The sequence below is a fragment of the Mesorhizobium australafricanum genome (assembly GCF_033977265.1).
GTDB lineage: Bacteria > Pseudomonadota > Alphaproteobacteria > Rhizobiales > Rhizobiaceae > Mesorhizobium > Mesorhizobium australafricanum.
Genome location: NZ_JAVIIT010000009.1, coordinates 85,167 through 107,990 on the forward strand (window position 1 = coordinate 85,167; position 22,824 = coordinate 107,990).

Consider the following 22,824-nt stretch of genomic DNA (forward strand, 5'->3'; position numbering starts at 1 on the left):
TGAATCCTCGGGATCGGGCGGCGCAGCGATCGCCGCAAGAGAAATTGAATCGATGCTTGCCCCTCATCCTTACCCTCTCCCCGCCAAAACGGGGAGAGGGGTTGCCACCTACTTTTTGGCCAGCAGCGCCTTCGCATCCTTGATGCCGAGTGCGGCCGGCCGCTCGCAGGTCGTCTGCATAGCGATATATTTGCCGCTTTCGCCCGAACGCAGGATGCCGGTCATCACATCGACGGCGTGCAGCGCCAGTTCCATCGAACAGCGGTGCGGCCGCCCCTCGGCGATCGCGACCGCCATGTCGGCCAGGCCGGCGGTGCGGTAATTGGCCATCATGCCTTGGCCATGCATCTCGTTCGGCACACCGAACGGATGGTTCCACTTGGGCAGCTTCTTCACCGGCTTGGCGCTGTCGGTGAAGCGCATTTCGCCGCCGAAGAAATTCGGATCCGGCACAAAGACCGTGCCCAACTCGCCATAGAGCTCCATCGGCGCGTGGCCGTGGCTCCAGACGTCCCAGCTGGTGTTGAGCGTAATCACCGCGCCATTCGCGAACTCGAGCAGCGCATGGATGGTGGTCGGCGTGTTCACCGGGATTTTTTCGCCCGCGCGCGGCTTGGAGCTGATGATGCGTTCTTTCGCTGGCGTCGTCGCGAAAGCCGCCACCTGTTTCACCGGCCCGATCAGCTGGATCAGGTTGGTCACGTAGTAGGGACCGATATCCAGCACCGGACCGGCGCCCGGCTGGAAGAAGAAATCCGGGTTGGGATGCCAGTGCTCCATGCCGTGGCCCATCACATGACAGGTGCCGCTGGTAATCGCGCCCAGCTTGCCGCTGTCGATCAGGTCGCGGACCAGTTGGTGCGCGCCACCGAGGAACGTGTCCGGCGCCGAACCGATGCGCAGGCCCTTCTTCTCGGCGCGTTTCTTGAGATCGAGCCCTTCCGCGATCGACAAGACGAACGGCTTTTCCGAATAGACATGCTTGCCGGCGTCGAGCACCGCTTTCGACACCTCATAGTGAACCGCGGGAATCGTCAGGTTGACGATGATGTCGATCTCGTCGTCCTCGAGCAGGTCGTCGACCGTCTCGGCGCGCAGCTTGAACTCCTTTGCCCGCGCTTTCGCCGCATCCATGCTGATATCCGCGCAGGCGCGCATCTTGATGCCGCGGAACAGCGGCGCCAGCGAGAAATACGCCTTCGATATGTTGCCGCAGCCGATGACGCCGACGCCAAGTTTCTCTGCCATTTCGATTACTCCTGCCAGCTCTTGGCTGCGGCGATCGAGCGCCGGGCAAAGCGCTCGATGTCGTTCGGATTGTCCTGCTCCATGATGAAATACTGCGCGGCGCTTTTAGCCCGCAACGCCTTGAACAGACCAGGCCAGTCGATCGTGCCATGGCCGACATCCGACCAGCCGTCCTCGTCAAGCCCCTCGCCGGGCTTGGCTATGTCCTTGACGTGAACCGACGCAATGCGCTTGCCGTGCTTTTCGATCCAGGGCAGCGGGTCGGCGCCGCCGCGCACCACCCAGGCGACGTCCATTTCCCAGCCGATATCCGGCGCCGAGGCCAGGATGTGGTCCTGCGGCAGCGAGCCGTCGGCAAGCGCCTTGAACTCGAAATCGTGGTTGTGCCAGGCAAAGCCGTATCCGGCCTTCTTGGCGGTCTCGCCAACCTTGGCCAGCCTTTCGCCGAAGCCGCGCCAGCCGGCGGCATCGCCGGGGCGCTGATCGGGCATCAGATAGGGGCAGATCAAGAGCGTGATGCCGAGCGCGTCGGCTGTTCTGCGCACGCCATCGAAATCATTTTCCAGCGCGTCGATCGAAAAATGCCCGGTCGGCATCGCCAGCCCGTTCTTGTCGAGTTCGGCGCGGAACGCTTTCGGGTCGTCATAGACGCCGCCGAAACCCTCGACCTGGCTGTAGCTGAGCTCGCCGAGCATTTTCACCACGCCGTTCCATGGCTGAAAATTGCGGGCGCTGTAGAGTTGGAATGACCAGTTCATCTGTCCTGTCCGTTCTGCTTGGGGGATGATTTTTCGAGGTTAGAGGCGGCTGTCGGTCTCGGCGTCGAACAGCGAAGCGCGCGCCGGATCGAAGCCGATGCGGATCGCCTCGCCGTTGCGCAGCGTCTTGTCGGCTTCGACGCGGAAGGAAAGGATTTGGCCGCCGAGCGTGGTCCATACCAGTGTGTCGGAGCCCATCGGATCGACGATCTCGACGGTAGACTCGGCGGTGAACGGCATGGTCCTCGCCGCTTCGCCAAAAGCGATATGCTCGGGCCGGATGCCGAAGACGCAGGGCTTGGCTGTGCGCCCCCCGTCGCTGTCGAACTGATAGCGGCCGAGCGGTACCGACATGCCGTCGGCCTTGAACACCGGCGCCTCGCCCGCTTCGAGTCGTCCCTTGAGGAAATTCATCGCCGGCGAGCCGAGGAAGCCAGCCACGAAGCGATTGACGGGGCGGTTGTAAATGGTCTGCGGCGCATCGAGCTGCTGGATGACGCCGCCCTTCATCACCGCGATGCGGTCGGCCAGCGTCATCGCCTCGATCTGGTCGTGGGTGACGTAGATCATGGTGTTTTGGAGATTGCGGTGCAGCAGCTTGATCTCGACGCGCAACTCCGAGCGCAGCTTGGCGTCGAGGTTGGAAAGCGGCTCGTCGAACAGGAAGACGTCGACGTCGCGCACCAGCGCGCGCCCGATCGCCACGCGCTGGCGCTGGCCGCCGGACAGCGCCGAGGGCTTGCGCTGCAAGAGCGGCCCAATCTGCAGGATCTCGGCGGCGCGCGCGATGCGTTTGGCGATCTCCTCCTTCGCCACGCCGGCGACACGCAGGCCGAAGGAAAGGTTCTTCTCCACCGTCATCTGCGGATAGAGCGCGTAGGACTGGAACACCATGCCGATGCCGCGGTCCTTCGGCTCTTCCCAGGTGACGTTCTTGCCCTTGATGAAGATGCGCCCGTCCGAAATGTCGAGCAGGCCGGCGATGCAGTTGAGCAAGGTCGACTTGCCGCAGCCGGACGGTCCGAGCAGCACGATGAACTCGCCCTCGGCAACGTCCAGGTTGAGCGTTTGCAGCACCGACACCGCGCCATAATTGAGCGACAGGTCCTGGATCGAAACGCTGGGATTGGCGATTGCTGCTTCCATCATCATCCTTTCACCGCGCCGGCGGCGATGCCGCGCACGAAGAGCTTGCCGGAAATGAAGTAGACGATGAGCGGAACGAGACCGGTCAGGATGGTTGCGGCCATGTTGACGTTGTATTCCTTCACGCCCTGCACCGAGTTGACGATGTTGTTGAGCTGCACCGTCATCGGATAGGTGTCGGGGCGCGTGTAGACGACGCCGAACAGGAAGTCGTTCCAGATGCCGGTCACCTGCAGGATGATGGCGACGACGAAGATCGGCAGCGACATCGGCAGCATGATGCGCAGATAGATGCCCCAGAAGCCGGCGCCGTCGACGCGCGCCGCACGGAACAGCTCCTCCGGCATCGATGTGAAATAGTTGCGGAACAGCAGCGTCAGGATCGGCATGCCGAAGATCGAATGCACGATCACCAGGCCGGTCAGCGAACCGTAAATGCCGATCTCGCGCAGGATGATGACGATCGGATAAATCATCACCTGATAGGGGATGAAGGCGCCGACGATCAGGATGATGAAGAAGGTGTCGGCGCCCTTGAAGCGCCAGTTGGCCAAGGCGTAGCCGTTCACCGAGGCGATCGCGATCGACAGGATCACCGACGGCACGGTGATGCGCACCGAATTCCAGAACCCACGCGAGAGCCCATCGCAGTTAAGGCCGGTGCAGGCGGTCGCCCAGGCTTTCACCCAGGGCTCGAAGGTGATCTCCACCGGCGGCGAAAAGATGTTGCCGAGGCGGATTTCCGGCATGCCCTTCAACGACGTCACGATCATCACGTAGAGCGGCAAAAGGTAATAGAGCGCCACGACGATCAGTGTGCCGTAAAGGAAGATATTGCGGCGCGACAACACGTGCCGCGGCTTCGGCCCGCTCGGGCCGGCGGCGTCGCGCCGCAGCGCTTCGGCGCCGGTCGACAGGGAGGCGACGTCAACCACGCTTGCGGCCTCCGAATTCGAGATAGGCCCACGGCACGATGACGATCACCACCGAAAGCAGCATCATCGTCGAGGCGGCGAAACCCTGGCCGAGATTCTGGGCGAAGAACATGTAATCATAGACATATTTCGCCGGCACCTCGGAGGCGATGCCCGGGCCGCCGCTGGTCTGCGCCACGACCAGGTCATAGACCTTGACGATGCCGGCGGCGATGATCACCAGCGTGGTGATGAAGACCGGCCGCATCATCGGGATGACGATGAAGAGATACGTTTTCCACATCGGTATCCCGTCGACCCGCGCGGCCTTCCAGATGTCCTCGTCGATGCCGCGCAGGCCGGCAAGCATCAGGCACATGATGAGCCCCGTGCCTTGCCAGAGCGCCGCGATCGAGATGCCGTAGATGACGATGCTGGAATTATAGAGCGGGTCGAAGCTGAAGCTCGTCCAGCCGAGGTCGCGCACAACGCGCTGGACGCCGAAATCCGGATTGAGCAGCCATTGCCAGACCAGTCCGGTAACGATGAAGGACAGTGCGAAGGGATAGAGGAAGATGGTGCGGAACGTATCCTCGAAGCGGATCTTCTGATCGAGAAGAGCGGCAAGCAGGAAGCCGATCACCAGCGAGAACACCAGCGAGATCGCGCCGTAGATCAGAAGGTTCTCGATCGAGACCAGCCAGCGCGATGTCGACCAGAGCCGATGATACTGGTCGAGCCCGACGAAGTTGAGCCGCGGCAACAGCTTCGAGTTGGTGAAGGAATAGAGCACCGTCCACGCCGTGCCGCCGACAAAGACCACAAGCGCGGTCAGGATCATCGGGATCGACGCGATTTTCGCGTTGAGGTTACGGAAAATCTGGTTGGGGCGTTCGCTGTTGCTCATCTCGGCAGCCGGGCTGGGACAATGAGGACATCACGCTCCCGACCCCGGAAAGGCAGGGGCCGGGAGCTGGCGGGGGGTGCCGTTGATCAGTCGGCCGAGGCGATGATATCGGCGAAGCGCTTCTGCGCCTCTTCGAGCGTCATGTCGGGCTTGGCGAAGAATTCGGAGAACAAGTCCTCCTTCTGCTTCTGGCTATCTTGCGAGAGCAGCTGGTCCGTCCACGGGATGACCGCGCCCTTGGCAAGAATGGCGAGACCCTTCTTCATGCAGTCGTTCGCCGTGTTGAGATCGACGTCGCCGCGCACCGGCAGCGAGCCCTTCTTGAGGTTGAAGGCGACCTGGGTCTTCGGATCGAGCAGCGTCTCGGCCAGAACTTCCTGCGCCTTGGATTTGTCGGCATCCTTGAGCAGCGGGAAGTAGAAGGCGTCGCCGCCGGTGGCGATGACCTCGTTCAGGCCGAGGCCGGGCAGGCAGGCGTAGTCCTTGCCGGCGGTCTTGCCGGCGACCTGGAATTCGCCCTGTGCCCAGTCGCCCATGATCTGGCCGCCGGCCTTGCCGGTGATGACCAGATTGGTCGCCTGGTTCCAGTCCTGCACATTGGTGTTCTTGGCCATCTTGCGGGCATCGTCCGCCGCCTTGAACACTTTGGCGATCTCGGGACCGCCGGCGAATTTGGCGTCCTTTTCCTTATAGACCTTGAGGAAGGCGTCCGTGCCGCCGACCGCGGCGAGCAACACGTCGAAGGCGCCCGATGCCTGCCAGGGCTGCCCGCCGACCGCGAGCGGGATAATGCCGGCCTTCTCCAGCGCCGGAGCGGCGGCCACGAACTCGTTCCAGTCCTTCGGCATCGGCACGCCGGCCTTCTGGAAAGCCTCGCTGGAGAGCCACAGCCACTGCCAGGAATGGATATTGACCGGCACGCAATAGATCTTGCCGTCGATGGTGCACGAGTCGAGCAGGCTCTTCGGCCGCACGATCTCGGTCCATTTACCCTTGGTGGCGATATCGGTGAGATCGCGCATCAGCCCGGCCTGCACCAGTTCCTCCGCCTGGCGGCCGTGGTTGAACTGCGTGGCGCCCATCGGATCGCCGCCGGTGATGCGGCTGATCATGATCGGCCGCGCCGTGCCGCCGGAGCCGGCGATGGCGCCGTCGACCCAGTGATTGCCCGTCGCGTCGAATGCCTTGGCAAGCTCGGCCACCGCCGCCGCCTCGCCGCCCGAAGTCCACCAGTGGGTGACTTCCAGGTCGGTCGCAGCCGCCGGACCGGCGAAGTTGAGCGCAGCCGTCGCGGCAAACGCGGCGGTCAGGAATTTGTATCGCATTTCGGCTTCCTCCCAGAATCTGAAACGTTACAGATTTTCGATACGGCAAATGACCCGCACAAGCAACCCCTCGCCTCAAAGCCGATGAAGATTTTTTCGAGGCGCAAACAAAATCCTTCTTCCGTGGCGGCGATGTCAGCGTCGAAGCGGATGATTGGTGCCGAAAATAGGCCCAAACCAATATTTCTTTGTGATTCCAGCGACTTTCGGTTCTCTCCACACCCGCAACGCAAGGGTTCGCGGCCTTGCCGGCCACTCACCGATATTGGCAATCTGTAACGTTTCAGTATACTGGACCAGGCCGCAGGCCAAGGGTCGCGCAAATCTCAACGCCGCACGATTGCCGGTCAGCCCCGCGGCTGCTATGCGCCTGACGGGCGGGACGAATGGATAGACGGATAACGAAGAAGGACGATGACGCGTCGGGCAAGGAGCGGCCGACGCTGAAGACGCTTGCCTTCATGACCGGGCTTGGCGTCACCACCGTGTCGCGCGCCCTGAAGGACGCACCCGAGATCGGCGCCGAGACCAGGCGCCGCGTCCAGCTCGTCGCCAAGCAGATCGGCTATCGCCCGAACCGCGCCGGCGTACGCTTGAGAACAGGCAAGACCAACGTCATCTCCCTTGTGCTGAACACCGAGCACGAGCTGATGAGCTTCGTTTCGGACATCATCTACGGCGTCACCGAGGTGATCGCCGACACCCCCTACCACCTGATCGTCACGCCCTATTCGCGCTCGCAGGATCCGCTGGACCCGGTGCGCTATCTGGTCGAGACAGGCTCGGCCGACGGGGTGATCATCTCGCGCACCCAGCCCAACGACCCGCGGGCGCGCTACATGCTGGAGCGCGGCATTCCCTTCGCCACGCATGGCCGCACCGACATGGGGCTGGTGCATCCCTACCACGACCTCGACAATTACGCCTTTGCCGGCGAAGCCGTCCGCTATCTCGCCGGCAGGGGCCGCAACCGGCTTGCCCTTGTGACGCCTCCGGTTGGCCTCACCTATTACGGCCATACGGTGAACGGCTTTGCCGACGCGCTGAGCGAGGTCGGCGCCAGCGAAGTGCCGTTCAATACCGTCTCCATCGACCACACGATCGAGCAGATCAGGATGCGTACCGCGCAATTGATGCGCCGTGACAATCGCCCGGACGGCATCGTCAGCAGCGCCGCCGCCGCGACGCTCGCTGTCGTCGCCGGCATCGAGGATGCCGGGCTGAAGCTGGGCCGCGACGTCGACGTGGTGTCGAAACAATCGTCGGACCTGCTGCATCTGTTCCGGCGGGAACTGCTCGTCGTCAACGAGAACTTCCGGCTTGCCGGCTCCGAGCTCGCCCGCGCCGTGCTCGGCTGGATCGGCGGCAAGGAACCCGGCTCGCTGCAATCGCTGAGCAAGCCGAGCGAGGTTCTGCCTTATCGGGGTTAGAGCAATTCCAGGAAAAGTGTAAGCGGTTTTCCGTCCGGAATTGCGTCAAAACAAGGAGATAGAGCGGTTCGCCGTTTCCGTGAAACGGTGAAACGCTCTAGTGTCCTGCGCCGCTGCCCCACGGGCCGTGGAACGCCCCCTCTTCCCCGATGCGCTCAAAACCGTGCGCGCCGAAGAAATCGCGCTGCGCCTGGATCAGGTTCGAGGTGCCGCGGCCCTGGCGGTAGCTGTCGAAATAGGCAAGCGCCGATGACAGCGCCGGTACCGGCGAGCCGGCCTCGGAGGCGCGTGCTACGATCCGCCTGAGCGACGGATGCGCCTCCTTCATCATGGCGATGAAGGCCGGCGCCATCAGAAGATTGGTGGAAGCGCCGCCCGAACCGAGGGCCTCGGCCATTGTGTCCAGCATCTGCGAACGGATGATGCAGCCGGCGCGCCAGATCTTGGCGATGGTCGGCATCGGCAGGTTCCAGTTGAACTCCTTGGAGGCGCCGCTCATCACCGCGAAGCCTTGCGCGTAAGCCGCGATCTTGCCGGCGAACAACGCCAGCTCCAGATCCTTGAGCAGCGTGGCCTTGTCGCCGGCAATCTTTTCGACCCCGATATTGCCATAGGCCTTTTCCGCCGCCTGCCGCTCGTCCTTGATCGAGGACAGCACGCGCGCCGCGACCGCCGCCTCGATCGCCGTGGCCGGAATACCAAGCTGCTGCGCCTCGATGACCGACCATTTGCCGGTGCCCTTCTGGCCGGCGCGGTCGAGGATGATGTCGACCACCGGCTTGCCGGTCTTGGCATCGTCGGCGGCCAGCACCTTGGCGGTGATCTCGATCAGGTAGGAGTTGAGCCGGCCCTTGTTCCATTCCTCGAAGACCTTGCCGATCTCCTTCGGCACCATTCCGAGGCCGTCGCGCAGGATGCCGTAGATCTCAGCGATCATCTGCATGTCGGCATATTCGATGCCGTTGTGGATGGTCTTGACGAAATGGCCGGCGCCGTCGGTACCGAGCCAGGCGGCGCAAGGCTCGTCCTTGAACTTGGCCGAGATCGCCGTCAGCACTTGTTCGACGCGCTTCCAGGACTCTTCGGTACCGCCCACCATGATCGACGGCCCGTGCCGCGCGCCTTCCTCGCCACCCGACACGCCCATGCCGATGAAGGTCAGGCCCGAGCCGGAAAGTTCGGAGAAGCGCCGCATCGTGTCGCGGAAATTGGCGTTGCCGGCATCGATGACGATGTCGTTGTCGGAGAGCACGCCGCGCAGTGCCGCGATCTGCTCGTCGACCGGCTTGCCGGCCAGCACCATGATGATGATGGGGCGCGGCGGCCGGATCGCCGCGGCGAGTTCCTCCAGGCTGTAGCAGGGAACCACCATGTCCTTCAGCGAACCGGCGCTTTCGACGAAGGCGTCGGTGCGCGATGGCGTGCGGTTGAAGACGGCGATGCGGTGCCCGTGCTCGGCGATGTTGAGCGCCAGGTTGGAACCCATCGTGCCAAGGCCGATCAGGCCGATTTCGGCTTTTTCCATCGTTTCTTCCCTGCTTTGAATGCTTGTTATGGTCGCGTTTCGGGGCGATACCCGCTACTTCCCAAGATGAATGACGGGCCTTGGGGTCGGCGTCAACCGCTTCGCAGGGTTGTAACGCCGAAGGGACGTGCTGAGATTCAGGTCAGGCCGAGTCGAAAATGGTGATTTCCGAGAACCGGGGCGGAGCGTACTTGAAGTACGTGAGCACCGGAAGCGGAGGAGATCGCCATTTGCAGGCCGGCCTCACCTGAATATCAGCGCGTCACTCAGCCCGGATGTCGATCGGCGCTTCTATCTTCACCACCTCGAAGTCCGAGACGAGGATGTCAAGCCGGGCATTCCAGCGTCCGGGGATTGGGATGACCAGATTGTCGACGCGCCAGGTGCCGTCGCCGGGTTTGGTCGCTGGCCGCTTGATCGGCTCGATGCCGGAATCCGGCTTCGACAGCACCAACGTCACCTGCTTGGCGTCCAGCGGCCCGAAATCGCCGGTCATGATCACCATCGAAGCGGCGACCTCGCCGGCATGGCCGGGCGTGATGCTGAGATCGGCCATCGCCTTCAGCGTGTGGATATGGATCGACACCGGTTGCGCGGCGGCGATCGCCAGCGCGCGCGGCGGCGGCGTGAAGCGCCAGCCGGCAGCGACGCCGAAGATGGCGAGCACGATCAGCATCTCGATGCCGATCGAGCGCACCAGCCGCCGCTGCACTTCGGTATCGCCGGCCTCGGCGGGCGCTGTCAGCGTCCAGCGGTTGACCGCGGCAAGCGTGAAAAGAAATAGCAGCAAAGCGAGCTTCAGCAGCAGCAGGCGGCCATAGGCCGTGTGGACCAGCGCCGCCGGTTCCTGCACCTGGATGATTGCCAGCACGATGCCGCTGGCGGCGAGCACGGCGACGACGGGGAGGATCGCGCGCGAAAACCGGCTGAGGAACGTGCGCGCTTCAGCCGGCTGCTGCCGCAACGCAAGGCCGAGCGGCGCCAGCGCCCCGGCCCAGAAGGCGATTGCCGTGCCGTGCACAAACACCAGGGGCCGCGTCAGCCATTGCGGTTCGGCGGCGCTGGCGTGACCGCTCGCGGCAAGAGCGGCGCCGACACCGAGCAGCGCAGCACTTGCCGACAGCTTGCGAAGACCCTGTGGTCCGGCAAGCGAAAGCAGAGCGAGACCAAGCGCGATCAGGCCGACCAGCACCGTCCAGACGAAGCTCGTCTCCAGCGCGGTCTTCCAGGCCGTCGGTGTCGCAAACCGGGCGAGCGGCGCGCCAAGCCCATCCAGCCCCTGCAGGCCGAGCGACACGGGCGCCCCGACCAGGCCGAAAAGCAGTGCCGCGGCAACAAAGCGTTGGCCGCAGCGCCGGTCCTTGGCCAGGCAGGCGAGCGCGAAGGCGCCGCCGACGCCGAGAAAGAGGCCGGCATAGAAAAACAGCTTTGCGACCCAGATCGCCGTGCGCAGCGTCCAGTCGACGGCTTCGCCCGCCATCGGCGCTGCACTTGGAGCGCCTATGGAAAACAGCGCCGAACCGCCGACCGGATGACCGTCGAGCGACACCACCCGCCAGCTCAGCACATGCGTGCCGGATTTGAGCGTTTCGGGATTGTCGATCTCGACCGTCTGGTCGTTGAGGCGAAAGGATGTCAGCGCAAGCTGCGAGCCGTCGGGCCGCACAAGCGTGAGCACCAGCGGCGAGACCGGCTCGCTGAAGCTCAGAGTAAATCGCGCCGGGCTTTGCGCCAGCACGGCGCCGTCGGCCGGGTCGGTCGCGACAAGCGCCGCATGCGCGAAAGCGCGGCCCGGGACGGCCAGGACCGCAAGCGCCATAAGCGCCGCGAACAGCCAGGCAAGCGGGCCGACATATCGGCCTGCCGTGCGGATCGTCGAGGAAGACTGTGCTGCGTTCATGCTTTTGTAACAGGAAGTGACGGCGCGCCCGGATCGAGCGCGCCATCAAGAGATCATTTCTTCGGCAGCAATTTGATGCCGGGCGCCGGATTTTCCAACGCGTCTTCATCCTGGCCGACCGCCGGAATCTCGATCCAGCGATCGCTGGCGTCGCCGCATTCCTGCACGACAGGGACATAAAGCATCTGGCCGGCCGGCAGATCGGCCGCCAGCGAAGCGCGGAACACGAACTCGTCGTAGAACTCGTCGGGCAGGTTGCCGCCGCTCCAGGCCACCTCCTTCACGCCGGTGGTCAGCGTCTCGCCATAGAGTTGGTAGGGTTTCTCATACTTGCCCTTCTTGGTCTGCAGCGTCCAGCCGGGCTTGGGCATCGGCTTCACCCCAATGACGCCTTCGGGAATCTGCACGCGCACGGCTGTGGTTGCCTTACCCTCGCAGCCATGCGGCACGCGCAGGACGGCTTTGTAGGTCGAGCCGACAGGGGCTTCCCGGGTCTCCAGCGTAATATGGGCGGACGCGGCATTCGTGCCGAGCGCGAGAAGCGCGCCCGTGGCAAAAAGATGGTTCTTCATGAATTGTCCCTCTGATTTCTGTCTGGATGGCGGATCAGTCGGCGTGATCCATATCCATCTCGCCGGTCTCGCCCATGCCCTCGACGGCAAACTCGACGGTGACGCTGCCGGCCTTCTCGAAGGTCAGTATGGCGGGAAACTTCTCGCCTTGCTTCGGCTGCCGCTTCAGCCCGGTGAACATCAGATGATAGGCGCCGGGCTTCAGGGCGACCTTGCCGCCGGCCGGGATCTCCAGCCCGCCGCTTACCGGCCGCATGGTCATGACGCCGTCCTTGACGCCCATCTCATGCAGTTCCGCCTTGTCGGAGACGTCGGAGGAAATCGACAGCAGCCGGTCCGCCGTGCTGCCCTTGTTGATCACGGTGAAATAGCCACCGGCTACCTTGGCGCCGGGTGGTGTGGCCCGCGACCAGGGATGCTCGATCTCGAGATCGCCGACCTTGAATTCATGCGCGCGGGCGCCGGGAACGCAGGTAAGCAGGAGAAGAAGCACGAACACGGCAAGGCCGAGACCTTGCAGGCCGGGCGACGGCAGGTTGCGAAGGACATAGGCTCGCCCGCTGGGAAGAAGATTGGACATGGTTGCTCCATGAATACGAGGATCGCGCCGCTTTGCGGCCGCGAGCAGTTTGATCTTTGGATGAATGCGCCCGCGAAAAGGTTCCGCGGATCAGGCCATTGCCGGCGGCGCGCGCGGATTGGCCGGAGAACGCTCGCGGGCGAAGTCCTGGTGCCGGAAGGCCGGAAGCTGGAAGGCGACGGCCTCAAAAAACTGGGTTCTGGCCAGCGCGCCCGCTTCCGGCGGCGGCATGTGCGCGGGCGAAACCATGTTGCAGCCGAGCGAGCAGCAGGCCGGCAAATGCTGCTGGTGCGGATCGCCATCGGGGAGTTTTGCAGCCCCTTCATGGGTGCAGATGACGTTGCCGAAAGCATCGAGCTGTGACGGCGCGCTGAAGGCGAAAGCGCCGAGAGAGGACTGAAGCAACAAGAGCAGCGCCGCGACGAACGCGGCCGGCATGGTCCATCGTCTCAGTCCGATATCCAACGGAAAACCTCTCCCAGAACGCGGCGACCGTAGCACGGGGGATGCGGCCGGAAAATCGGCAAAACCGCTCTGCGGCAACGCCGCGCGATATCCGTCAAACGCGCCCTGGCAAATGCGCCGTCAGGCAGGCTGCACCTGCCGCCCTGCCTGCCGCCCTTCGGGAATGGAGCTCAGCAGCGTCTGGCGCGCCGACTTCAGGTGCTTGCGGCAGGCGGCGTCCACCTTGGCGGGATCGCGCGATTTGAGCGCCGCTATATAGGCGAGATGCTCCTGCACCGCGACCTCGTTGCGCTGGCGCTCCTCGGCCTTGTTCCACTGATAGTGGTAGTGGAAGATCATCGCGATCACGTCGTAGAAGTCGACGATGAAGCGGTTGTGCGAAGCGCGATGGATCAGCCGGTGGAAGCGCTCGTCGAGTTCGGAAAATTCGTTGAAGCGCGCGGCGATCTCGCTGGCGAGCTGCCGGTGTTGGACCTCCAGCATGTCGAGGTCTACCCAGACTGCGCTGTCTTCCGGCAGCGCGACGAAAGCCGCCGCGGAGCGCAGCTCGAACATCTCGCGGATCTCTGTCAGCTCCAGCGCGAAGGCGCGCGTGAAACCCTTCAGCACCCAATGGCTGTTGCGCCGCTTCTCGATCAGCCCGAAGCGCGAGAAGCGGATCAGGAATTCACGCACGCTGGTGGTGCCGACGCCGATTTCGCGCGCCAGCTCCAGCTCGTTGATCTGCATGCCGGCCTCGGCGCCCTCGGCAAGCAGCCGCCGCATGAAGGAGCGCTCGATGATCTCAGCCAGCGAGTCGGTTTCCTCCTCGGGGAAGAAATCCTCCGGCCGCGGCGCCCGCAGCACCGTCTTGTTGCGCTTGTTCCAGTCGATCAGCCCGGTCTCTTCCATGCGCGCAAGGATGCTGCGCACCGTGGTGCGGCTGACGCCGAGCAGCGTGCCGAGCTCAGGCTCCGATGGCAGGCTTTTGTTCTCGTCTAGCAGCCTGAGGCAGCGGTTGAAGGCGTCCTTGTAGACATTGTTGCTCTTCGACATGCCCCGTATCCCCCAACGCTTGCGGCGGCCTGCCGGAAGCGCGATATGATGGGTGTTCCTAGCGCAAGCCTCCGAAAATCGGAACGTTTTTCGCCGGCTTGTCAAACGGGCAATCGCGGACCTCCGAGCGGCACGCATTGCCCGCGATGAAAAAACATTTGACGCAAAAATGTTTTTTCCCGATAAAAGACATTACCTTTAAACGGGCGCAAGTCAATCCGCCCATCCTCCCAGGATCACCCCAGGACAGCCGGCCGTGAACGTTGCAAACACCATCCTTCTTTCTCCCGCCGACAATGTCGCCGTCGCCAACGGCCGTATCGAGATGGGCACCATATTGCCGGGCGGCGCTGCCGCCGTGGCGGTGATCGAACCGGGCCACAAGGTGGCGATCAAGCCGATCGCGGCGGGCGAAGCGGTGGTGAAATACGCGCAGGCGATCGGCCGCGCCACGCAAGCCATCGCGGCGGGCGAGCATGTCCATTCGCACAATCTGGTGTTCGAGAGCGGCCGCCTGCCGGTGGTGCCGCCGAGCGAGGCGGAGCACGCCACCGAGGCTGACCGCAAGCGTACCTTCATGGGCTACCGCCGCGCCGACGGCCGCGCCGGCACGCGCAACTTCATCGGCATCATCGCCAGCGTCAATTGCTCGTCGACCGTCTGCCATGCCATTGCCGACGAAGCCAACCGCACGCTGCTGCCGAAATATCCGGGCATCGACGGCTTCGTGCCGATCGTGCATGGCCAGGGCTGCGGCATGAGCGCCACCGGCGACGGCATGATGGTCCTGCACCGCACGCTCGCGGGCTATGCGCGCCATCCGAATTTCGGCGGCATCCTGATGGTGGGCCTGGGCTGCGAGGTCAACCAGCTCACCCTTTACGGCCAGAAAGGCGCGGCCGCGGGGAAACGCCATTTCAACATCCAGGAGGCCGGCGGCTCGCGTAAATCCGTCGAGCGGGCGATGGGCGTGCTGGCCGAGATCGCCGAGGAGGTCGGCCATTTGCAGCGCGAGCCGATCCCGGTCTCGGAGATCGTCGTCGGCCTGCAATGCGGCGGCTCTGACGGCATGTCCGGCATCACGGCAAATCCGGCATTGGGTGCCGCCGTCGATATCCTGGCCGGCTGCGGCGGCATCGGCATCCTGTCGGAGACGACCGAGATCTACGGCGCCGAGCATCTGCTCGCCTATCGTGCCGCCTCGCCCGAAATCGCCGCCAAGCTCGACGGCTTTGTGAAATGGTGGGAGGACCATACCGCCAAGCACGGCGCCTCGATCGACAACAACCCCTCGCCCGGCAACAAGCGCGGCGGCCTGACCACGATCCTCGAGAAATCGCTGGGCGCGGTCGCCAAGGGCGGCCAGACGCCGCTCAACGGCGTCTTCGGCTATGCCGAGAAGGTTTCGGGCAGCGGCCTGGTGTTCATGGACACGCCCGGCTACGACCCGGTCTCGGCCACAGGCCAGGTCGCGGGCGGCGCCAATGTCATCGTCTTCACCACCGGCCGCGGTTCCTGCTTCGGCTGCCGGCCGACGCCGTCGATCAAGGTCGCCACAAACTCCACCATGTACCACCAGATGGAAGAGGACATGGACGTCAATTGCGGCGTCATCGCCTCGGGCGAGAAGACCATCGCCGACATGGGCCGCGAGCTCTTCGAGCTGATCATCGAGACGGCGTCCGGCCGCAAGACCAAGAGCGAGGCGTTCGGCTACGGCGACAACGAATTCGTGCCCTGGCATCTCGGCGCGACGCTGTAGCCGACTGCGCAAGATCGGAGCCTGAAGACGCAGCCGGATAAGGAACCATCCCGCGATTGCGAAGGGAATAGATATTCCATGTTGACAGAATGATGGAATTAATGTTCCATATCTAAAAGGGAGGAACGGAAGCATCCGACTGTTGCCGGCAAGGAACCGGATGAGCTGAGATCGCCACCGGGCATCACGCAGACGGCACCAAGACGCCGCTTGCATCGGCCGCAGCGTTGCACTATCAAAACAGGGCAACTGTTTTTTATTGATAAAGTTCTGTTTGGGCCGCGCCTATCCGGATGGAGCTTCCGCAACCTCACCAGGCGACCTTAGGGAGGAACCTAATGAAATTCGTGACCAATATTCTCAATCGCCGTGCTTTCGTGGCTTTGGCCGCCGCTTCGATGCTTGCCGGCGCGATGCATTCCGCACCCGCCTCGGCCGCCGACGTGACCATTCCGATCATCGTCAAGGACACCACCTCCTTCTACTGGCAGATCGTTCTGGCCGGTGCCCGCAAGGCCGGTAAGGATCTCGGGGTCAAAGTGCCGGAACTCGGCGCCCAGGCCGAAACCGACGTCAACGGACAGATCTCGATCCTCGAAAATGCCGTCGCCGGCAACCCGGCCGCCGTCGTGATCGCACCGACCGAGGCCAAGGCGCTTGGCAAGCCGATCGACGAGGCTGCTTCGAAGGTCAAGGTTATCGGCATCGACTCCGGCGCCGACTCCAAGGCCTTCACCTCCTTCCTCACCACCGACAACGTCCAGGGCGGCCGCGTCGCGGCCGACGGTCTGGCCGCCGCGATCGGCGCGGCCAATGGCGGCAAGGTCGAGGGCAAGGTTGCGTTGATCACAGCGCTTCCCGGCGCCGGCTCGCTCGAGCAACGCGCCCAGGGCTTCAAGGAACAGCTCAAGGCAAAGTATCCCGGCCTCGAGCTCGTCGCCGACAAATATGCCGACGGTCAGGCCACCACCGGCCTCAACATCGCCACCGACCTGATTACCGCCAATCCGGACCTCAAGGGCATCTTCGCCTCCAACCTGATCATGGCGCAAGGCGTCGGCCAGGCGATCGCCGAGAACAACCTCGCGGGCAAAGTGGGGCTGATCGGCTTCGACAGCGACGAGAAGCTGATCAAGTTCTTGAACGACGGCGTCATCTCCGGCCTCGTCGTCCAGGATCCGTACCGGATGGGCTATGACGGCATCAAGACCGCACTCGCCGCTTCGAAGGGCGAGAAGGTCGAGGCCAATGTCGACACCGGCGCGAACCTCGTCACCAAGGACAACATGAAGGATCCGAAGATCGACGCGCTGCTCAACCCGAAGCTCAACTGAGCACCGTGATCTATCGTTTCCGGGGCGGCGTCGCCCCGGAAACGTCCGCCGCGGACGGCTTGGAAATCCGCCGGCTTGCTTTACCTTGCCGATCAAGATGCGCGTCAGACGCATCGCTGCGTACCCAACGGTTGAGACCAATCTGGGAGGATTGTCATGACGTCGACGGCGCAGGAACTGCACCCGGCCCCCACGCTGGAACCGGGCAGGACGATCCTCGAACTCAATGGCCTCGAAAAGCGCTATCCCGGCACGCATGCGCTGAAGCCCGTGCACCTTGCCTTCAAGGCGGGTGAGATCCACGCCATTGTCGGCGAGAACGGCGCGGGCAAATCGACCCTCATCAAGCTTCTGACCGGCGTCATGCCCCGCACCTCGGGCGAGGTCGTCTGGGAAGGCAAGCCGGCGGCTTTGGCGACGCCTCATGAAGCGATGGCGCTGGGCATCAACGCCGTCCACCAGGAGGTGGTGCTGTGCCGCCACCTCACCGTAGCCGCCAACATGTTCCTCGGCGAGGAGGAGTCCCGCTTCGGCATCCTGCAGCAGCGCGCCATGGTCAAGGACGCGCAGAAGATCATCGACGATCTCGGCTTCGACCTGCCGGCGCATGTCGTGCTCGGCGATCTCACCATCGGCCAGCAGCAGCTGATCGCCGCCGCCCGCGCCACCGTGCGCGGCACCAAATTCCTGATCTTCGACGAGCCGACCGCCTACCTCACCCGCAAGGAGGCCGACCAGCTGTTCACGCTGATCCGCCGGCTGAAGGGCGATGGCGTCACCATCATCTATATCAGCCACCGCATGGAGGAAGTGTTCGAGCTCGCCGACCGTGTCTCCGTTCTGCGTGACGGCACGCTCGTCGGCACCCGCAACATCGCCGAGACAAACGAGCCCGAGCTGGTCAAGCTCATGATCAACCGCTCGATCGAGCAGATCTACCACAAGGAGCACTACACCCCCGGCGCCACGATCGTCGAGACGAAGAACCTCTCGGGCAAAGGCTTCGAGAACGTCTCGCTGACTGTCCGCGCGGGCGAGATCGTCGGCCTCTACGGCCTGATCGGCGCCGGCCGCAGCGAGTTCGTCACCACGCTCTACGGCCGCCACAGGAAATCGGCCGGCCAGATCCTGTGGCAAGGCAAGGAGGTGCAGGTCAATTCCGAGCACGACGCGATCCGGCTCGGCATGGCGCTGGCGCCGGAAAGCCGTCGCGACCAGGGCCTGTGCCTCAACCTGCCCGTCGGCATGAACCTCACCCTGCCGATCTACAAGCGCATTTCGAGCAACCTGCTGATTTCCGGCGCCAAGGAGAAGGCCGAGGCCGACCGCCAGATCGCCGACCTGCGCATCAAGACGCCGACGCGCCATGCGTTGGCCTCGAGCCTGTCGGGCGGCAACCAGCAGAAGATCGTCATCGGCAAATGGCTGGCGCATGGCGCCAAGCTGTTCATCTTCGACGAGCCGACGGTGGGCGTCGATGTCGGCACCAAGGCCGAGATTTACCGGCTGTTCAGCGTGCTTTTGTCGAAAGGCGCCGGCATCATCCTGATCTCGTCCTATCTGCCCGAGGTCTATGAGCTCGCCGACACGCTGCATGTGTTCCGGCGCGGCAAGCTGGTCGCCACGCATGGCTTCCGCACCGCCGATCACGAGGAAATTCTCACGCAGGCGCTTGCCGAGAAACAAGAAAAGCAGGGAGGTCAGACATGAGCACCGAGGCCATCGCCGCCGAAAAGCCCAAGCGAAATTACAACGCCCTGTTCGGGCTGACGCTGCTGGCGCTGCTCGTTCTGCTGTGGGTCATCCTGTCGCTGGCGACGTCGAGCTTTGCCTCGGCCAACAACATCTCGAACCTGCTGCGTCAAGGTTCGATGATCGCCATCCTCGCAGTCGGCCAGACCTTCGTCATCATCACCGGCGGCATCGATCTTTCCGTCGGCGCGGTGGTCGGCTTCTCCACCGTCATCGCCGCAATGCTGATCAATGCGGGCGTGCCGGTCTTCGCCGCTATCCTGATCACGCTTCTGGTCGGCGTCGCCATCGGCCTGTTCCACGGTTTCGGCATCGTCAAGATGGGTCTGCCGCCCTTCATCATCACGCTGGCGACGCTGACATCGCTGCGCGGCATCGGACTGTTGATGACCAACGGCAATTCCATCTCGATCAACAACGACGCCTTCCAGGAGTTCTCGCGCAATTCCTTCGTCGGCGTCCCCAATCTTTTCTGGATGGTGATCCTTGTCGGCATCCCGGCCTACATCTTCCTGCATCACAGCCGCTGGGGCCGCTATCTGTTCTCGGTCGGCTCCAATGCCGAGGCATCGCGCCTGTCCGGCGTCAACGTGCAGCGCACCATCTACATGGCCTATACGCTGTCCGGCCTGTGCGCGGCCTTCGTCGGCGTCCTGCTGGCAGCCCGCATCGGCATCGGCAATCCGACCCAGGCTGAAGGTTGGGAGTTGCAGGCGATCGCCTCGTCGGTGATCGGCGGCACCTCGCTCTTCGGCGCGGTCGGGTCGGTGCACGGGCCGCTGCTCGGCGCCTTCATCCTCGCCACCATCAACAACGGCGCCAACCTGCTCAATGTCAACGCCTTCTGGCAGCGGATCATCACCGGCGTGCTGATCATTGTCATCGTCTACTTCGACGGTCTGCGCCGTCGCGGCAAATGAATCCTCCCTGAAACTCCGCGCCGGCCCGGTTCGACCGAGGCCGGCGCTCTTTTTTGGATTGCCCATGAAAGCCGTTGTCTGCCGCTCGCCCGGCGAGCTTGCCCTCGAAGACCGCGACGACCCAGGTACACCTCCGCCCGGCTGGGCGCGCGTCGCGGTCAGCCATGTCGGCATCTGCGGCACCGACTATCACATCTTCGAAGGCAAGCATCCCTTCCTTGCCTATCCGCGCATCATGGGCCATGAGGTTTCCGGCACCATCGTCGAGAAGGGGGAAGGGGTCGATCTCGCTGTCGGCGAGCCGGTCGTCATCAACCCCTATCTTTCATGCGGCAAATGCATTGCCTGCCGGCATGGCAAGCCGAATTGCTGCGTGAAGATCGAGGTGCTGGGCGTGCATCGCGACGGCGCAATGTGCGACGAGATCCTGGTGCCGGGACAGAACATTTATCCCGCAAACGGCCTGTCGCTGGCCGATGCCGCGGCGGTCGAATTCCTGGCGATCGGCGCGCATGCGGTACGCCGCTCGCTCGGAACGCCCGGCCAGCGCACGCTGGTCATCGGCGCCGGTCCGATCGGTCTCGGCACGGCGATCTTCGCCCGCATTGCCGGGCTGGAGGTCAGCCTGCTCGACATGAGCGCCGAGCGCCTCGGCTTCGCCGAAAAGGAACTCGGCTTCGCCGCGCTCGACGGTTCGATGGCACCGCCTGCCGAGCTGGTACGGCAGGCAACCGCCGGCGAAGGTTTCGACCTTGTGTTCGACGCGACCGGCAACACCCAATCCGTGCAATCGGCCTTCGCCCATGTCGCGCATGGCGGCACGCTGGTGCTGGTCAGCGTCGTCAAGGACGACATCACCTTCTCCGACCCCGAATTCCACAAGCGCGAGATGACGCTGATCGGCAGTCGCAATGCGCTGAGAGCCGATTTCGACCATGTCGCGGCCTCGATCCGCAACGGCGCCGTGCTGTTGAACAAGCTCGTCACCCATCGCACGACGCTTGCCCAAACGCCGCGCGACCTCGCCAGATGGGCGCATGAGAAGTCAGGGCTGATCAAGGCGGTTATCGAGGTCGGGTGATCCATCCCTTCGTCATCCACGGGCGGAGCAAGGAGCGTAGCGACGCAGCGCAGACCCGAGGATCCATTCCGTGACTTCGACGCGTTGCAGCGATCCGGAATTCTGCTCCGCTGCGCTCTACGATCAAGGTTACGGCATGGATCCTCGGGTCTGCGCTCCGCTTCGCGTCGCTCCGCCCGTGGATGACGACCTCTGGGGTCGTCCGAACATGACGCGTCGAACGCTAATCGTTGGCCAAGAGCCTCAGTTCCACCCGTTCCGCCGGGAACCTCGACTCCGCGAACTGGATCGGCTGGCCGTCGAGCGTGACGTTGACGGCGACGGTGACCAGCACGATGGCGCCCGGCTGCAGATCCAGCGCGGCGAGATCGTCGGCATCGGCATGGCGCGCCGACAGCACCGTCGAGTGCCGCAGATAATCATTGATGCCGAAGCGCTTGAGCGAGGTAGTGATCGATCCCGTTTCCGCCATTGCCGCCTCAATACCGGCGAAGCGTTTGGCGTCGAACCAGGTCGTTGCCCGCGACACGGGGTGGCCGTCGGCCTCGCCGCGCGTCTCCAGGCGGATGACGGCCGCGCCCTTCGCTATACCCAGCGCCTCGGCGATGCGCCGGCCGGCCGGTTCGGTCGATGACGACAGCAGCGCGATATGCCGCTCGGTCGTCTGCCCCTGCAGCCCGGTCGAGAAGCGCGTGCGCGCGCCGATCGGATAGGACAGCCGCTTGCGCGACAAGACGAAGGTGCCGCGCCCCTGCTCGGCCTTCAGCACGCCCTCCTGCACAAGTGCTGCAATAGCGCTGCGCACCGTATGGCGGTTGACGCCGTAGCGCTCCGCCAACGCCATTTCCGGCGGCAACGCCGCATTCTCAGCGAAATCGCCATTGGCAATCGCCTGCAGGATCCTGTCGGCGATCTGCCGCCACAGCGACACCCCGTTGCGCCTTTCGATACTCGCCGCCAGTCCAGTCACTTATCGCCCCCAAGCATTTTTCCCGCCCTTGTCATCCACCCGTCATGGACTCTCGGTACGAGGTAAGTATAATTTGTATAGTTGTCTATATCAATAGACAAATTTTATGCATGCAAGGAGCGGTGCCATGCGAGGACAGGAAGCGCGCGAGCAGGCCGGGCGAAAGGCCTTGATGGCGACGCTGGCACATGCCGCGGCCGATGACATCGCCCGTCTGTGGAACGAGTCCGGCCTGCCTTCCGAGGCGGAGCTTTTGCGCGGCCCCGAAACCGGACTGGTGACGGTGCGCGGCCGGATCGGCGGCGGCGGCGCGCCCTTCAATGTCGGCGAGGCGACGGTCACCCGCGCCACGGTGCGGCTGCCATCCGGGCAGGTCGGCCATTCCTATGCGCTCGGCCGGGACAAGGGCAAGGCGAAGCTCGCGGCGATCGCCGACGCGCTGTGGCAGGACCGAACCCATCGCGAGGCGGTCGAAACGAAGCTAGTCGCACCTCTGCGGGCGGCGCTCGATGCGGCGCGCGAGACGCGGCGCGTCGAGACGGCGGCGACGAAAGTGGATTTCTTCACCATGGTGCGCGGAGAGGACTGATGAATATCGCCACGCAATCGATCGACGGCGGTTTCGCCGAACCGGTCTTCAATGCCCAGGCCGTGTTCCGCGCCATCATGGACGCGATGGCGCGTCCCGGGACGGTCCAGGCCATGCCGCAACTCGCTCATCCGCCGGTGCCGTTGTCGGCAACGGCCGGCGCTGTGGCGCTGGCGCTCTGCGACAACGACACGCCGGTCTGGCTCGATCCGCCGCTGCAGGCGGAAGCCTCGGTCAAGGCCTGGCTCGGCTTTCACACCGGCGCGCCTTGGGCCAACACGCCGGCCGATGCGCATTTCGCCTTGATCGCCAATCCGAAGGAGATGGCGGCGCTCGACGGTTTCTCGCAAGGCACGCAGGAATATCCCGACCGCTCGACGACGCTGATCCTGCTCACCAGCGATCTCGCCTCCGGCCCGAAGCTGCTGCTCGAAGGCCCCGGCATCGAAAAGACGGCAATGATCGCGCCGACCGGCATGCCGCGCCATTTCGTCGAACAGTGGAAACAGAACAACCAGCGGTTCCCGCGCGGCGTCGACATCATCCTGGCGGCGCCCGGCAGCCTTGCCTGCCTGCCGCGCACCACCCGCGTCAAGACCATGGAGGCATGA

At 64.0% G+C, this 22,824-nt stretch carries 21 protein-coding genes; 8 read left to right on the top strand and 13 right to left on the bottom strand.

Translation table 11 applies throughout. From position 1 onward, the window contains the following. Positions 1-108: 108 nt before the first annotated feature. The 6 genes from RFM98_RS18740 to RFM98_RS18765 form a co-directional block, all read right to left on the bottom strand. Positions 109-1,248: a Gfo/Idh/MocA family protein gene (locus tag RFM98_RS18740; RefSeq protein ID WP_320310266.1), complete on the bottom strand. Its 1,140-nt coding sequence runs from the start codon at positions 1,246-1,248 to the stop codon at positions 109-111. Between the two features lie 5 nt (positions 1,249-1,253). After that, entirely contained in the window at positions 1,254-2,006 is a 753-nt protein-coding gene (locus RFM98_RS18745; protein ID WP_320310267.1) for a sugar phosphate isomerase/epimerase family protein, read from the bottom strand. A gap of 39 nt (positions 2,007-2,045) precedes the next feature. Beyond that, positions 2,046-3,155, bottom strand: a complete 1,110-nt coding sequence (locus tag RFM98_RS18750) for an ABC transporter ATP-binding protein (RefSeq protein WP_320310268.1) — start codon at positions 3,153-3,155, stop codon at positions 2,046-2,048. Continuing rightward, the gene (locus tag RFM98_RS18755; protein WP_320310269.1) at positions 3,155-4,087 is read right to left on the bottom strand and encodes a carbohydrate ABC transporter permease; all 933 of its coding nucleotides are present in this window, start codon (positions 4,085-4,087) and stop codon (positions 3,155-3,157) included. The genes RFM98_RS18750 and RFM98_RS18755 overlap by 1 nt, the downstream gene beginning before the upstream one ends. Continuing rightward, positions 4,080-4,973, bottom strand: coding sequence for a carbohydrate ABC transporter permease (locus tag RFM98_RS18760; RefSeq protein WP_320310270.1), 894 nt, complete (start codon positions 4,971-4,973; stop codon positions 4,080-4,082). The genes RFM98_RS18755 and RFM98_RS18760 overlap by 8 nt, the downstream gene beginning before the upstream one ends. A gap of 86 nt (positions 4,974-5,059) precedes the next feature. Continuing rightward, entirely contained in the window at positions 5,060-6,298 is a 1,239-nt protein-coding gene (locus RFM98_RS18765) for an ABC transporter substrate-binding protein (RefSeq protein ID WP_320310271.1), read from the bottom strand. A 386-nt stretch (positions 6,299-6,684) separates the two neighbouring features. Between RFM98_RS18765 and RFM98_RS18770 the strand changes: the two genes are divergently transcribed. Then, positions 6,685-7,728 (top strand): LacI family transcriptional regulator, encoded by a 1,044-nt coding sequence (locus RFM98_RS18770; protein WP_320310272.1) that lies wholly within the window; start codon positions 6,685-6,687, stop codon positions 7,726-7,728. Between the two features lie 97 nt (positions 7,729-7,825). Here RFM98_RS18770 and gnd read toward each other — a convergent pair whose 3' ends face one another. The 6 genes from gnd to RFM98_RS18800 all read right to left on the bottom strand — a co-directional run bounded on the left by gnd (position 7,826) and on the right by RFM98_RS18800 (position 13,805). Then, entirely contained in the window at positions 7,826-9,274 is a 1,449-nt protein-coding gene (gnd, locus tag RFM98_RS18775; RefSeq protein ID WP_320310427.1) for an NADP-dependent phosphogluconate dehydrogenase, read from the bottom strand. Between the two features lie 241 nt (positions 9,275-9,515). Next, entirely contained in the window at positions 9,516-11,153 is a 1,638-nt protein-coding gene (locus RFM98_RS18780; protein WP_320310273.1) for a copper resistance CopC/CopD family protein, read from the bottom strand. Positions 11,154-11,206: 53 nt separating this feature from the next. Continuing rightward, the gene (locus tag RFM98_RS18785) at positions 11,207-11,725 is read right to left on the bottom strand and encodes a YcnI family copper-binding membrane protein (protein WP_320310274.1); all 519 of its coding nucleotides are present in this window, start codon (positions 11,723-11,725) and stop codon (positions 11,207-11,209) included. Positions 11,726-11,759: 34 nt separating this feature from the next. Beyond that, the gene (locus RFM98_RS18790; protein ID WP_320310275.1) at positions 11,760-12,305 is read right to left on the bottom strand and encodes a copper chaperone PCu(A)C; all 546 of its coding nucleotides are present in this window, start codon (positions 12,303-12,305) and stop codon (positions 11,760-11,762) included. Positions 12,306-12,395: 90 nt separating this feature from the next. Next, complete coding sequence (locus RFM98_RS18795) at positions 12,396-12,743, bottom strand: DUF2946 family protein (protein WP_320310428.1); 348 nt, start codon at positions 12,741-12,743, stop codon at positions 12,396-12,398. A 147-nt stretch (positions 12,744-12,890) separates the two neighbouring features. After that, complete coding sequence (locus tag RFM98_RS18800; protein WP_320310276.1) at positions 12,891-13,805, bottom strand: GntR family transcriptional regulator; 915 nt, start codon at positions 13,803-13,805, stop codon at positions 12,891-12,893. Positions 13,806-14,061: 256 nt separating this feature from the next. Between RFM98_RS18800 and RFM98_RS18805 the strand changes: the two genes are divergently transcribed. The 5 genes from RFM98_RS18805 (at position 14,062) to RFM98_RS18825 (ending at position 20,654) form a co-directional block, all read left to right on the top strand. Then, positions 14,062-15,567, top strand: a complete 1,506-nt coding sequence (locus RFM98_RS18805; protein ID WP_320310277.1) for a UxaA family hydrolase — start codon at positions 14,062-14,064, stop codon at positions 15,565-15,567. 338 nt (positions 15,568-15,905) lie between these two features. Continuing rightward, positions 15,906-16,901: an ABC transporter substrate-binding protein gene (locus tag RFM98_RS18810; protein ID WP_320310278.1), complete on the top strand. Its 996-nt coding sequence runs from the start codon at positions 15,906-15,908 to the stop codon at positions 16,899-16,901. 156 nt (positions 16,902-17,057) lie between these two features. Beyond that, positions 17,058-18,611, top strand: a complete 1,554-nt coding sequence (locus RFM98_RS18815; protein ID WP_320310279.1) for a sugar ABC transporter ATP-binding protein — start codon at positions 17,058-17,060, stop codon at positions 18,609-18,611. Further along, positions 18,608-19,573: an ABC transporter permease gene (locus RFM98_RS18820; protein WP_320310280.1), complete on the top strand. Its 966-nt coding sequence runs from the start codon at positions 18,608-18,610 to the stop codon at positions 19,571-19,573. The genes RFM98_RS18815 and RFM98_RS18820 overlap by 4 nt, the downstream gene beginning before the upstream one ends. A 64-nt stretch (positions 19,574-19,637) precedes the next feature. Then, positions 19,638-20,654 (top strand): zinc-binding alcohol dehydrogenase family protein, encoded by a 1,017-nt coding sequence (locus RFM98_RS18825; RefSeq protein WP_320310281.1) that lies wholly within the window; start codon positions 19,638-19,640, stop codon positions 20,652-20,654. A gap of 223 nt (positions 20,655-20,877) precedes the next feature. Here the strand turns inward: RFM98_RS18825 and phnF are convergent, their stop codons facing one another. Further along, complete coding sequence (gene phnF, locus RFM98_RS18830; protein WP_320310282.1) at positions 20,878-21,624, bottom strand: phosphonate metabolism transcriptional regulator PhnF; 747 nt, start codon at positions 21,622-21,624, stop codon at positions 20,878-20,880. A 127-nt stretch (positions 21,625-21,751) separates the two neighbouring features. Between phnF and phnG the strand changes: the two genes are divergently transcribed. Then, positions 21,752-22,213 carry a phosphonate C-P lyase system protein PhnG gene (phnG, locus tag RFM98_RS18835; RefSeq protein ID WP_320310283.1) on the top strand — a complete coding sequence of 154 codons (462 nt, stop codon included), beginning with the start codon at positions 21,752-21,754 and terminating at the stop codon, positions 22,211-22,213. Next, positions 22,213-22,824, top strand: coding sequence for a phosphonate C-P lyase system protein PhnH (gene phnH, locus RFM98_RS18840; RefSeq protein ID WP_320310284.1), 612 nt, complete (start codon positions 22,213-22,215; stop codon positions 22,822-22,824). The genes phnG and phnH overlap by 1 nt, the downstream gene beginning before the upstream one ends.

What these genes read in the sequence shown, in the direction of transcription:
- RFM98_RS18740 (WP_320310266.1), bottom strand. Translation starts at nt 1,248, where the DNA reads ATGGCAGAGAAACTTGGCGTCGGCGTCATCGGCTGCGGCAACATATCG.
- RFM98_RS18745 (WP_320310267.1), bottom strand. Translation starts at nt 2,006, where the DNA reads ATGAACTGGTCATTCCAACTCTACAGCGCCCGCAATTTTCAGCCATGG.
- RFM98_RS18750 (WP_320310268.1), bottom strand. Translation starts at nt 3,155, where the DNA reads ATGATGGAAGCAGCAATCGCCAATCCCAGCGTTTCGATCCAGGACCTG.
- RFM98_RS18760 (WP_320310270.1), bottom strand. Translation starts at nt 4,973, where the DNA reads ATGAGCAACAGCGAACGCCCCAACCAGATTTTCCGTAACCTCAACGCG.
- RFM98_RS18765 (WP_320310271.1), bottom strand. Translation starts at nt 6,298, where the DNA reads ATGCGATACAAATTCCTGACCGCCGCGTTTGCCGCGACGGCTGCGCTC.
- RFM98_RS18770 (WP_320310272.1), top strand. Translation starts at nt 6,685, where the DNA reads ATGGATAGACGGATAACGAAGAAGGACGATGACGCGTCGGGCAAGGAG.
- RFM98_RS18780 (WP_320310273.1), bottom strand. Translation starts at nt 11,153, where the DNA reads ATGAACGCAGCACAGTCTTCCTCGACGATCCGCACGGCAGGCCGATAT.
- RFM98_RS18785 (WP_320310274.1), bottom strand. Translation starts at nt 11,725, where the DNA reads ATGAAGAACCATCTTTTTGCCACGGGCGCGCTTCTCGCGCTCGGCACG.
- RFM98_RS18790 (WP_320310275.1), bottom strand. Translation starts at nt 12,305, where the DNA reads ATGTCCAATCTTCTTCCCAGCGGGCGAGCCTATGTCCTTCGCAACCTG.
- RFM98_RS18795 (WP_320310428.1), bottom strand. Translation starts at nt 12,743, where the DNA reads ATGCCGGCCGCGTTCGTCGCGGCGCTGCTCTTGTTGCTTCAGTCCTCT.
- RFM98_RS18800 (WP_320310276.1), bottom strand. Translation starts at nt 13,805, where the DNA reads ATGTCGAAGAGCAACAATGTCTACAAGGACGCCTTCAACCGCTGCCTC.
- RFM98_RS18810 (WP_320310278.1), top strand. Translation starts at nt 15,906, where the DNA reads ATGAAATTCGTGACCAATATTCTCAATCGCCGTGCTTTCGTGGCTTTG.
- RFM98_RS18815 (WP_320310279.1), top strand. Translation starts at nt 17,058, where the DNA reads ATGACGTCGACGGCGCAGGAACTGCACCCGGCCCCCACGCTGGAACCG.
- RFM98_RS18820 (WP_320310280.1), top strand. Translation starts at nt 18,608, where the DNA reads ATGAGCACCGAGGCCATCGCCGCCGAAAAGCCCAAGCGAAATTACAAC.
- RFM98_RS18825 (WP_320310281.1), top strand. Translation starts at nt 19,638, where the DNA reads ATGAAAGCCGTTGTCTGCCGCTCGCCCGGCGAGCTTGCCCTCGAAGAC.
- phnG (WP_320310283.1), top strand. Translation starts at nt 21,752, where the DNA reads ATGCGAGGACAGGAAGCGCGCGAGCAGGCCGGGCGAAAGGCCTTGATG.
- phnH (WP_320310284.1), top strand. Translation starts at nt 22,213, where the DNA reads ATGAATATCGCCACGCAATCGATCGACGGCGGTTTCGCCGAACCGGTC.